Annotated in this window: 1 protein-coding gene and 2 pseudogenes; all 3 read left to right on the top strand. The window is 68.2% G+C overall.

The genetic code is table 11. From position 1 onward, the window contains the following. Nucleotides 1–37: 37 nt before the first annotated feature. Nucleotides 38–6,418, top strand: a pseudogene (locus ACX4ZE_RS16300) (type I polyketide synthase); the annotation flags it as partial. A gap of 69 nt (nucleotides 6,419–6,487) precedes the next feature. Continuing rightward, nucleotides 6,488–9,007: pseudogene (locus tag ACX4ZE_RS16295) on the top strand (type I polyketide synthase); the annotation flags it as partial. A gap of 39 nt (nucleotides 9,008–9,046) precedes the next feature. Next, nucleotides 9,047–11,143 carry a beta-ketoacyl reductase gene (locus ACX4ZE_RS16290; RefSeq protein ID WP_480274293.1) on the top strand — a complete coding sequence of 699 codons (2,097 nt, stop codon included), beginning with the start codon at nucleotides 9,047–9,049 and terminating at the stop codon, nucleotides 11,141–11,143. Nucleotides 11,144–11,147: the final 4 nt, after the last annotated feature.

Below are 11,147 nucleotides of genomic sequence, written 5' to 3'. Positions count from 1 at the left end.
TCCTTTCCAGCGTCGGAGGTATTGGGCGGACACGGAAATCCCCACCGCTGCGACAGAAACCGACGATATCTGGCGTGAGCTGACGAGTCGCTCGGTGCCGGAACTGGCGGAAGCCCTTGAAATTGATGCCGAGTCGCTCGGACGGGTCCTGCCCGCGTTGTCGTCGTGGCGGGAACGCCGGGCCACCGCATGGCGCTATCGCGTTTCTTGGCAACCGCTTTCGCTGCCGGCTGCAGCCACTCCAGCGGGACCGCTGCTGATCGTCGAGCCGGAATCCGGCAGCGAAGTGGCGGACTGCCTGGCCGCCGCCGGGCTGGAACTGATTCGGGTCACCGTCCCTGGTCCCGGTCACAGCCGGGAGTCCATGACCGCGCTCGTACGTGCCGCGGTCGTGGACCGGCCCGTCGTCGGTGTGCTGTCCTTACTCGCCGACGAGACGCGCCCGCATCCAGAGCATCCGAGTCTGCCCGGTGGTGTAGCGCTGACTCTTGCCCTCGCGCAGGGTTTGGGTGATGCCGGAGTTGCCGCTCCGCTGTGGTGCGTTACCCGTGGCATCGCCGTCATCGGTTCCGGTGAGCGACCTGGCGCACCCGCGCACGGCGCCGTTGCCGGGCTCGGACGTGTTCTTGCGCTGGAACATCCGGATCGTTGGGGCGGCTTGATCGATCTGCCGCCGATGCTGGATGAGCGAGTGGCGGGCAGGCTGGGTACTGTCCTGGCCGCAGTGCGGGATGAGGACCAGGTCGCGGTGCGGGCCACCGGTGTGTACGGCCGTCGCCTGCAGCCCGTCGCGGAGGGGCCGCGGTTGCGGGAGCAGTGGCCGACTTCGGGCACCGTGCTCGTCACCGGCGGTACGGGTGGTCTAGGGGCGCGCGTCGCGCGCCTGCTCGCGACGCGCGGAGTCGAGCATCTGCTGTTGCTCAGCCGCCGTGGTCCGCAAGCCCCTGGTGCGGAAGAACTTCGGGAAGAAATCGTACGAGCAGGAGCTGCGGCGACCATCACTGCCTGTGACGTCACCGACCGGGAACAACTCGCTGCCGCACTGGCCGGAATACCCGAGCACTGGCCGCTCACAGCGGTGGTCCACGCGGCAGGAATGCTCGACGACGGTATGGCCGACGCGATGACAGCGGCCCGGCTCGACAGCCAGATCCGAATCAAGCTCACCGCCGCCGAGTATCTGCACGAGCTCACCACAGGACACGACCTGTCGGCGTTCGTGCTGTTCTCCTCACTGATGGGCACGATCGGCGGTCTCGGCCAGGCGAACTACGCCGCCGCCAACGCGGCCATGGACGCGTTCGCCGCCACACGCCGCGCGGCGGGACTGCCGACAACCTGTGTCGCGTGGGGTATGTGGGCCGGCGACGGCATGGTGGTAGAACGCGATGCCGACCGACTGGACAGCCTCGGTGTCCGCGGGATGGACCCGGACGCCGCGCTCCGCGCGCTGGGCCGGATCCTGGCCGGTGCCGGCGATGAGGCGATTGTCGCCGATGTGGACTGGTCTCGGTTCGCCGCCTCCGGCAGGATGCATGGCCTCGCGTTGTTCACACAGTTGCCCGGTATCGCCGCCGGGACCGCGGAGCGTGCCGATTCGCCGCGCACAGAGCTGGCCTCGTTGCCTACAACGGAGCGAACCCAGCGGCTGGTCAGCCTGATCGGTGATCTCGCCGCACGAGTACTCGGACACGACACGCCGAATGTCATCGACACGCAAAAAACCTTCGCGGAAATAGGTTTCGACTCGCTCAGTGCTGTCGATATGCGTAACCGGCTCGCTCAGGCGACCGGGCTGCGGCTGCCTACCACTGTCTTGTTCGACCACCCCACGCCGCAGGCGCTCGCCGCCCACCTGGCTATCGGAATCAGTGGACCGGACGCGGCGGCGCAACCGGTGGTCACGGCGACCACCGCTTCGGATGAGCCGATCGCCATTGTCGGTATCGGTTGCCGATTCCCTGGTGGGGCGCACGGACCCGCCGCCTTCTGGCAGCTGCTCGCCGAAGGCCGCGACATCATGACGGACTGGCCGGACGACCGCGGCTGGGATATCGACCGGCTCTACGATCCCCGCCGCGAGCGACCGGGGACCACCTACAGCCGGATCGGCGGCTTCCTGTCCGACGCTGCCTGTTTCGACGCGGCCTTCTTCGGCGTCTCACCCCGCGAGGCGCTGGCTATGGACCCGCAACAACGCGTTCTGCTCGAAACTTGTTGGGAAGCGATCGAACACGCGGGTATCGATCCGACCTCATTGCGTGGCGATTCGGTCGGTGTCTTCGTGGGCACCAACGGCGGGGATTATCCGGCCAGGATCGCCGCGTCCGCGGACGATACCGAGGGGCACTTCATCACCGGTAACGCCGCCAGTGTGTTGTCCGGTCGCGTCTCGTATACGCTCGGGCTAGCGGGTCCCGCGCTGACTGTCGACACCGCATGCTCCACCTCGTTGGTGGCGCTGCATCTCGCCGTGCAGGCACTGCGCCGCGGTGAGTGCGACGGTGCATTGACCGGCGGCGTCACCGTGATGAGCACGCCGACGCTGTTCCTCGAATTCAGCAGGCAAGGCGCTCTAGCCCGCGATGGCCGGTGCAAGGCGTTCTCGGCCGCGGCCGACGGCACCGCCTGGTCGGAAGGCGCCGGAGTTCTGCTGCTGGAGCGACTGTCCGACGCCCGGCGCCGCGGCCACCGGGTGCTTGCGCTCGTCACCGGAACCGCGATCAACCAGGACGGTGCCAGCAACGGCCTCACCGCCCCGAATGGTCTCGCCCAACAGCGGGTGATCCGTGCCGCGCTGGCCGACGCGGGCATATCCGCCGCCGAGGTGGGCGCGGTCGAGGCCCACGGCACCGGAACGAACCTGGGTGACCCGATCGAGGCGCAGGCGCTGCAGAACGTCTACGGGCAACCGCATCGTGTGTCCGATCCGCTGTGGCTCGGATCGGTCAAGTCCAATATCGGGCACACCCAGGCCGCCGCCGGTGTCGCAGGCGTGATCAAAATGACGCTGGCGCTACAGCATGCCGAACTGCCACCGACCCTGCACGCGGACGTGCCGACCCCGCATATCGACTGGAGTACTTCGGGACTGCGGTTGCTGACCGAGCCGACCACCTGGTCGCAAGCGGAGGGGCCGCTGCGGGCCGGTGTATCCGCGTTCGGTATCAGCGGCACCAACGCACACGTGATCCTCCAGCAAGCACCGGCAGTCGAGGACAGGGACGCGGCACCGGCGCCCCCCTTCCCGATGCCATTGCTGTTGTCTGCGGCCACCTCGGAAGGCTTGCGTACTTTGGCATCCCGCATCGACGAGTATTTCGATGCCAAGCCGCACGTCGCCGCGGCAGATGTCGCGCACACGCTTGCCGCCGCACGGTCCGGCCTGCGTCACCGGGCTGCGATTCTGCGTCACGACGAGATGGCGATGCGACCGGCGCTCGCCGCGCTCGCCGTAGGCGCCCGCGCAGGCGAACTGATCACCGGTCTCGCGCCAGGGGTCGGTCGGCTTGCCTTTCTCTTTCCTGGCCAGGGCAGCCAGTTCGCCGCGGCGGGGGCCGAGCTCTACCGTGCCGATCCCGTGTTCGCCGAGGAACTCGACGAAGTGCTCGCGCATCTCGCACCGCACCTCGACCGTTCATTATCTGAGATCCTGTTCGCCGCCGAGAACACCGATGCCGCTCGCTTGCTGGACCGGACCCGGTACACCCAACCTGCGCTCTTTGCCGTCTCGGTGGCGCTCACCCGCTTCGTGGAGCGGCGCGGGGTTCGGCCGGATCTGTTGCTCGGGCACTCCGTCGGCGAGCTGGTCGCGGCCCATGTGGCGGGCGTGCTGACCCTGCCCGACGCATGTGCTCTGGTGGCCGCGCGCGGGCGGCTCATGGACGAGCTGCCTGATGGCGGCGCGATGGTATCCGTCGAGGCGACCGAGGACGAGATCCGCGAACTGCTTACCGGCGACGAGGTGGTTATCGCGGCCGTCAACGGGCCCAACGCCACTGTGCTGAGCGGTGATGTCGAGGCCGTGCTCGCCGTTGCCGGGCAGCTGAGCGAACAGGGTCGCCGCACCCGGCGACTCACTGTCAGCCACGCATTCCATTCCGCCCGAATGGAACCTATGCTCGACGAGTTCGGGCGGGTAGCGGAATCGGTCTCCTACGCCTCGCCTCAGCTCCAGGTGATATCCAATCTGACCGGTGCGCCTGCCACGGCTGATGAGCTGTGCTCGGCTGATTACTGGGTCCGCCACGCCCGCGGCGCGGTCCGCTTCCTGGACGGGGTGAACTCCCTGGTCGATGCCGGGGCGACCACCTTCCTCGAGGTCGGGCCGGGGGGTGTCCTCGCCGCCATGCTGGCCGAATGCCCGCCTGCGCAGCCCTCCGGCGCGGTGCTGACTCTACTGCCCAAGGGTCGCAACGAGTCGCGAGCGGTCACCGCCGCCTTGGCCGGCCTGTACGTGCGTGGCGTCCCGGTCACCTGGCCGTCGACGGGCAGACAGGTCGATCTGCCCACGTATCCATTCGAGCACCGGCGATTCTGGCCGGAAACCGCCGCGAACTCGGTGGACACCAGTTGGAACTTGTTGCGGGACAATGATGCGACCGCTTTGGCTTCGCTGTTGCGCATCGACGTGGACACACCGTTCGCCGAGGCGTTGCCCGCGCTGGCGTCGTGGCGTGCGCGGACCGAGCGTGAAGCTCTTATCGTGGATCGTCGCTACCGTATTTCCTGGGAGCCGCTGACGGCCACGGGCCGGGTCGACCTGACCGGACGATGGGCGCTGGTGATCCCGGCGGCCGAGGAGGTCGGCGTCACGCGGATGCTGCGGGAGACACTGGCCGCCCACGGCGCCGAGGTGACCGTCATCGAGGTCGGCGTCGAGACCACTCGCACGGAACTCGCCGAGCGGCTGCGCGCTGCTGCGCCGGTGGGAGTGCTGTCGCTGCTCGCCATGGGGAAGGACCCGCTCCGAGCGACTCTCTGCCTTGTCCAGGCCGTGAGTGATACCGGCTTGGATCTGCGGTTGTGGTGCGTCACTTCCGGTGCTGCGCAGGACTCGACGCTCGTGCCGGAACAGGCGCAGATATGGGGTTTCGGCCGGGTCGCCGCGTTGGAGATGCCGAGCGTGTGGGGCGGACTCATCGATCTGCCGCAGGCCGATACCGTGGCCCTGCCACAGGCCGTGGACACTGCGGCTCTGCCGCAAGCCGTGGACACTGCGGCTCTGCGACTGCTCGCGGCCGTGCTCTCCGGCGGGCTTGGCGAGGAGGATCAGATCGCGATCCGCCCGGCCGGGCTGTTCGGGCGCCGCCTCGTCCGGGCCGTCCAGGTCGCGACGGGGGAGCGGCAGCGGTGGATACCGTCCGGCACTGTCCTGATCACCGGCGGCACCGGCGGAATCGGTGCGGAGCTCGCCCGCGATTTGGTAGCCGATGGTGCCGAGCACCTGGTCCTTGCCGGTCGGCGTGGCGCGGCTGCCCCCGGCGCCGCGGCGTTGGCGGCCGAATTGGAGAGCAGTGGCGCCCGTGTCACGCTGGCGGCGTGCGACTTCGCTGATCGCGCCGATATCGCCGCGTTGCTGGATCGGCTGCGCGCGTCGGGCGATTCCTTGCGTGCCGTCTTCCACGCCGCAGGCTCGGCATCCGTTGCCCGGATCGACGATCTCGATGCCGACGATCTCTACGCCGATATCACTGCTAAAGCGACCGGTGCCTCGCACCTCGACGAGCTGCTCGACGGGGACTCGCTGGAGGCGTTCGTTCTTTTCTCCTCCATCGCCGGAACGTGGGGCAGCGGCGGACAGAGCGGCTACGCGGCCGCCAATGCACACTTGGACGCGCTGGCTGCTCGCCGCCATGCCCGCGGTTTGCCCGCTACCTCGGTGGCCTGGGGGCCGTGGTCCGGCACCGGGATGGCACAGGGTGACGCGGGCGCTATGCTGCTTCGCCACGGTCTGATCGGCCTGGACCCAGCCGTGGCCGTCGCGGCGCTGCGGCAGGCGATCGACCTCGGCGACGTCCAGGTCGTTGTGGCCGATGTGGACTGGGAGCGGTTCGTGCCCACATTCACCACGGCCCGGCCCAGCCCGCTGCTGCGCGGGGTCAGGGAGGCCGTGCACGCCGCCGCTGCGGACTCGGTCGTGAGCGATACCGCCGACGGTTGGCGGCATCGGCTCGCCGACCTGGTCGAATCCGAACAGAGTGATGTGCTCAGGGATCTGGTGAGCACGGAGGTCGCCAAGGGTCTCGGCTTTGACACCGGTTATGTGTTCGATCCCGAGCGTCCGCTACGTGAACTCGGCCTCGACTCTCTGACCACCGTCGAAGTGCGCAACCAGCTTGCCACCGTCACCGGGCTGACGCTGCCTGCCTCGTTGCTGTTCGATCACCCGACCATCGCCGCGCTCAGCGTCCATCTGCGCGGGCTGCTGATCGATGGTGCGGCGGCCGCACCAGAGCCGGTTGCCGGAACCTCCGCCGCCGATCCGGCGGAACCGCTCGCTGTGGTCGCTATGGCTTGCCGTTTCCCTGGTGGGGTGTGGACGCCGGAGGACCTGTGGGAGCTGGTCACCGGCGAAGTCGACGCCATCTCACCGCTGCCTGCCGACCGTGGCTGGGACCTCGGCACGCTCTACCATCCGGATCCGGACAGTCCTGGGACCTGTTACGCCTCCGGCGGCGGATTCCTCGGCGAAGCAGGCGATTTCGACGCCGAATTCTTCGGGATCTCCCCCAGGGAGGCGCTGGCCATGGACCCCCAGCAGCGCCTGTTGTTGGAGACCGCGTGGGAGGTGCTAGAGCGCGCCGGGATGGACCCGCTGCGATTAGCGGACACCGCCGGTGGTGTGTTCGTCGGCGTCGCCGGGCAGGGCTACGGTTCCGGACCGAGCTCGGCCGACGTCGAGGGACATCTACTCGCAGGCACCGTGACCAGCGTCGCGTCGGGACGCATCGCCTACCAACTCGGGCTGGAGGGACCGGCTGTAACCCTGGACACCGCCTGTTCTTCCGGGCTCGTCGCCCTGCACCTCGCTGGACAGGCGCTGCGGTCGGGGGAGTGCTCTTTCGCTCTCGTCGGTGGCGTGGCCGTGATGTCCGTGCCGGACGCTCTCATCGAATTCAGCAGGCAACGTGGACTTTCCGCAGACGGCCGCTGCCGCTCGTTCGCTGAGACGGCCGATGGCACCGGCTGGGGCGAAGGCGTCGGCATGCTATTGGTCGAGCGCCTGTCCGACGCACGTCGGCACGGGCATCCGGTGCTCGCGGTGGTACGCGGTAGCGCGATCAATCAAGACGGCTCTTCCAACGGTCTCACCGCCCCGAACGGTCTTGCCCAGCAACGGGTGATCCGGCAGGCGCTCGTCAATTCCGGGCTCGAAGCCGCCGATGTCGATCTCGTAGAGGCGCACGGCACGGGCACCGTCCTCGGCGATGTCGTCGAGGCGCAGGCACTGCTGGCCACCTATGGTGCCGATCGGCGTGGGCGGGGGCCGCTGCGGCTGGGTTCGTTGAAGTCCAATATCGGCCATACGCAGGCTGCCGCTGGTGTGGCAGGCATCATCAAGACAGTGCAGGCTCTGCGGCACGGCCTGTTGCCTCGGACGCTGCACATCGACGAGCCCACAGCGCGTGTCGACTGGTCCGCGGGTGAGATCGAACTACTGACAGCGGCGCTGCCCTGGCAGACCGATGGCCGCCCCCGCCGGGCCGGGGTGTCGGCATTCGGCATCAGTGGCACCAACGCACATGTCCTGCTGGAGGAAGCTACAGTCGACGAGCGGCTTGTCGCAGGGCCTGGCGTTACCACCGGCCCGCTGCCCTGGATGCTTTCCGCGCGCACCGAGGCTGCGCTGCGGGCACAGGCTGTCCGGCTCCGTGATCACTTGGCCGTCGCCAAAGATATCGAAATCTCCGATGTGGCAAAGTCTTTGGCCATCCGGTCCGCATTCCCGGTGCGCGCCGTTGTCGTCGGCGTCGATCAGGAATCGCTGCTGCGGTCATTGACTGATCTCGCCGAGGACCCGGCCGCGCCTGGAATCATCCGAGGCGAGGCGAGTCGGGGACGAACCGCGTTCGTATTCCCTGGGCAGGGCGCGCAATGGCTGGGAATGGGCGCCGAATTGCTCGACACCGCGCCAGAATTCGCCGACAGCATCGCCGAATGCGAAGCGGCGCTGGCACCGTGGGTCGACTGGTCGCTGACTGAAGTGCTGCGAGCCCGGCCCGGCGCGGCCTCGCTCGACCGAGTCGACGTCGTGCAGCCCGTGCTGTTCGCCGTCATGGTGGCATTGTCTGCGCAATGGCGCGCTGTCGGCGTGTATCCCGATGCTGTGATCGGCCACAGCCAAGGGGAGATCGCGGCCGCCTGCGTCGCCGGTGCGCTGTCGCTCACCGATGCGGCGAAGATCGTGGCATTGCGCAGTCGAGTACTGCGCAGCCTCTCGGGCAGCGGAGGCATGGTGTCCCTTGCGGTCGGCAGGCAGCGCGCCGTCGGGCTGATCGAAGGTTACGGCGACAGCGTTTGCGTCGCCGCGGTCAACGGTCCGGCCGCCGTGGTCGTCGCCGGAGCACCTGAGGCATTGGCCGCTCTGCGCGCTGAGTGCGAACGACAGGGTGTCCGTGCCCGCGAAATCCCCGTGGACTATGCCGCGCATTCCGCGCAAGTGACACAACTGCGAGACGAACTGTCGCACGCGCTCGGTGACATCCGGCCGCGCGGCAGCGACATCCCGTTCTACTCGACAGTGACCGGTGAGCGCATCGACGGGGCTTCGCTCGATGCGAGCTACTGGTACCGAAACCTGCGCGAGACTGTCGAATTCCACAGTGGCACAAATAATTTGCTCGATTCTGGCGTGACCAGGTTCGTTGAGATGAGCCCGCACCCCGTGCTGACCGCCGCCGTCGAGGGCGCTGCGGAGGAAAGCGGCCGCGCGATCGCGGCCATCGGCTCGCTACGCCGCGACGATGGCGGTTGGCAGCGCCTGCTGACCTCGCTGGGCGAGGCCTGGTGCGACGGTGCGGCCGTATCGTGGAGCCGGTTGCCCATGCTGAGCGGCGGCGGCAATGTCGTGCTGCCTACCTATGCGTTTCAGCGGGAACGGTATTGGCTGCCGTCACCGGGATGGCACACGCCCGCGAGCAGCGATGCAGTTGCTGCCGGAGCGGGTCAGGGGCTGACTTACCGGATCGGCTGGCAGCCGGTCGCTGATCTACCCGTGGGTCGGCTCGGTGGTGACTGGCTGTTGCTCGTGCCGGTCGCTCGGCAGCGGCATTCGACGGTCGAGGTCTGCAGGCGGGCGCTGCGGGATGGTGGTGCGCGACCGGTCATCATCACCGTGACAGACGATTCATCGGTGAACGCGGCATCGGTGGATGCCGCATTGGCCGAAATCGTCGCGCCGGGAAAGCCTGCGGGTATCGTCTCGCTGCTCGCTCTCGACGAGGACCCGGCGCCAGGCCACAAGGCAGCGTCTACCGGGCTGATCGCGACCGTGGAGCTGCTGCGCTTGCTCGACGCGCGCGGTATGACCATGCCGCTGTGGTGTGTGACGACCGGTGCGGTCGCTGTGGACGACGAACCGCTCGAGCGTGCGGAGCAGGCTCCGTTCTGGGGGCTCGGGCAAGTTCTTCTTCTGGAACAGGAGCCGCGTTTCGGAGGACTGCTCGACCTGCCCGCGACAGTCGCGGACGTGTCGACCGAGCGGATAGCCGATGTGTTCGCAGGCGGGTCTGGTGCGGACCAGATCGCGTTGCGCTCCACAGGCGCATATGTAAGGCGCTTGCAGCACAACGATATTCATGACAGACCGGTGCGCCATGACTGGTCGCCCGCTGGCGGCGCGGTGGTGATCACCGCGGGTATGAGCGATCTGACGGCAGAGCTGTCCCGGTGGCTCGCCGCGCGGGGCGCGACGCATATCCTGGTCACCGGCGGTAACGGGGATGGCGAGATCGGCGGCAGCGGGGGCAGCGCGGGTGATGTCACCGCGCTTCGTAAGGAACTGGCCGAGCTGGACGTCACTCTGACTGTCACCGACCGTGCGCCTGCCGACCCAGACCTGCTGAGCGAGCTGGACGGTGAGCAGCCCGTCCGCATGATTGTGCACTCGGCCGTGCCAGAGGGGCCCGGCGCGAGTATCGCCGCACTCACCGCGGAGGAACTCGACGACACTATGTACGCGGCGGTGGCGGCAATACGAAACCTGGAGGCGCTGAGCGCTTCCGGCGAGACAACCCTCCTCGTGTTGACCGCGCTGAGCGGCACCTGGGGCGCGGTCAGACATGGCGCGGCCACCGCGGCCTGCGCGGCGGTCCAGGCGCGGCTGCGGCAGCGTTGTGACTGTGGCGCGCATGGTCTGGTGGTCGCACTCGGTGGACAGGACTCCCGGTCGGTGGCGACCGACCGGCCGATGTCGGCGGGAACGGTCACCACAATCCTGCAACGACTGCTCGACAACAACGAGGCGACCGGCTTCGTCGCGGATATCGACGTGGACAGGATCATCGCGTCGGTGCCGAGCCCGCGCGCCCTCGGCCTGATCCGGGACCTGCCGGAGGTCGCGCAGGAGCTGCGCGGGCAACGCGAGACCGACACCGCGCCCGCCGCGCTGGCCCAGCGGCTGGAACCTCTGGACGAACCGGCTCGGCGCACGATGCTGCTCGATATCGTCACCGGATACGCGGCGACCGTGCTCGGCCATAGTGACCGCTCGGCAGTCCGGGCCGAGCAAGCGTTCGCCGACAGCGGTTTCGACTCCATGCTCGCTGTCCAATTCCGCAATCAATTGCGCACTGCCACCGGGGTTCAGCTGCCTGCCACCGTGGTCTTCGATCACCCGACGCCCAACGCCGTGGTCGATGTGCTCTACACCGAACTGTGCTCCGATGCCGCCGCGGGCGTCAGAGCGCTGACTGAACTGGAGCGCCTGGAGTCGGCGCTCATTGGGCTCGCCCCGGACATGCCGGGAGGCCGCGAGATCGGTATCCGCCTGCAGAACCTGCTGCGCCGGTGGAACGAAGCCGACGCGCCTTCCGCGGCCACCGACGACCTCGTATCCGCGACCGCGGACGAGCTCTTCGACCTGCTCGACAACAACTACGGCGACGACAATCACGGCGACAGCGACTATGGCCAGGCCTGAGGAC

It is taken from the genome of Nocardia sp. TBRC8007 (genome assembly GCF_056629435.1).
Note: the sequence above shows the minus strand (reverse complement) of the source record. Positions and strands in the feature narration are given on the sequence as shown.

Coding starts and splice junctions, on each gene's coding strand:
- ACX4ZE_RS16290 (WP_480274293.1), top strand. CDS start 9,047: ATGCTGAGCGGCGGCGGCAATGTCGTGCTGCCTACCTATGCGTTTCAG.